1 rRNA gene is annotated in these 1,628 nt (G+C 56.2%); it reads right to left on the bottom strand.

Annotation, left to right across the window (positions count from 1 at the left end):
* Positions 1–1,628: ribosomal RNA gene (locus tag ACFVS9_RS34160) — 23S ribosomal RNA — on the bottom strand; the annotation flags it as partial.

The raw sequence follows: 1,628 nt of genomic DNA on the forward strand, positions 1-1,628 counted from the left end.
CCCAGCTCGCGTACCGCTTTAATGGGCGAACAGCCCAACCCTTGGGACCGACTCCAGCCCCAGGATGCGACGAGCCGACATCGAGGTGCCAAACCATCCCGTCGATATGGACTCTTGGGGAAGATCAGCCTGTTATCCCCGGGGTACCTTTTATCCGTTGAGCGACAGCGCTTCCACAAGCCACTGCCGGATCACTAGTCCCGACTTTCGTCCCTGCTCGACCCGTCGGTCTCACAGTCAAGCTCCCTTGTGCACTTACACTCAACACCTGATTGCCAACCAGGCTGAGGGAACCTTTGGGCGCCTCCGTTACTCTTTAGGAGGCAACCGCCCCAGTTAAACTACCCATCAGACACTGTCCCTGATCCGGATCACGGACCCAGGTTAGACATCCAGCACGACCAGAGTGGTATTTCAACGACGACTCCACAACCACTGGCGTGGCCGCTTCAAAGTCTCCCACCTATCCTACACAAGCCGAACCGAACACCAATATCAAACTATAGTAAAGGTCCCGGGGTCTTTCCGTCCTGCTGCGCGAAACGAGCATCTTTACTCGTAGTGCAATTTCACCGGGCCTATGGTTGAGACAGTCGAGAAGTCGTTACGCCATTCGTGCAGGTCGGAACTTACCCGACAAGGAATTTCGCTACCTTAGGATGGTTATAGTTACCACCGCCGTTTACTGGCGCTTAAGTTCTCAGCTTCGCCACACCGAAATGCAGCTAACCGGTCCCCTTAACGTTCCAGCACCGGGCAGGCGTCAGTCCGTATACATCGCCTTACGGCTTCGCACGGACCTGTGTTTTTAGTAAACAGTCGCTTCTCGCTGGTCTCTGCGGCCACCCCCAGCTCAGGAAGCAAGTTCCCTCACCAGTGATGGCCCCCCTTCTCCCGAAGTTACGGGGGCATTTTGCCGAGTTCCTTAACCATAGTTCACCCGAACGCCTCGGTATTCTCTACCTGACTACCTGAGTCGGTTTAGGGTACGGGCCGCCATGAAACTCGCTAGAGGCTTTTCTCGACAGCATAGGATCATCCACTTCACCACAATCGGCTCGGCATCAGGTCTCAGCCTTAACGTGTGACGGATTTACCTACCACACGGCCTACACCCTTACCCCGGGACAACCACCGCCCGGGCTGGACTACCTTCCTGCGTCACCCCATCGCTTACCTAGTACAAGTCTGGTTCGTCGGCTCCACCACTACCCTCAACTCCGAAGAGATCGGGCCGGCTTCACGGACTTAGCATCGCCTGATTCAGTATTGGGCGTTTCAAAGCGGGTACCGGAATATCAACCGGTTGTCCATCGACTACGCCTGTCGGCCTCGCCTTAGGTCCCGACTTACCCTGGGCAGATCAGCTTGACCCAGGAACCCTTAGTCAATCGGCGCACACGTTTCTCACGTGTGTATCGCTACTCATGCCTGCATTCTCACTCGTGAACCGTCCACAACTCGCTTCCGCGGCTGCTTCACCCGGCACACGACGCTCCCCTACCCATCCACACTCCCGTTGGGGATACATGTGTGAATGACACGACTTCGGCGGTACGCTTGAGCCCCGCTACATTGTCGGCGCGGAATCACTTGACCAGTGAGCTATTACGCACTCTTTCAAGGGT

The sequence above is a fragment of the Streptomyces sp. NPDC058008 genome (assembly GCF_042886395.1).
Classification (GTDB): domain Bacteria; phylum Actinomycetota; class Actinomycetes; order Streptomycetales; family Streptomycetaceae; genus Streptomyces.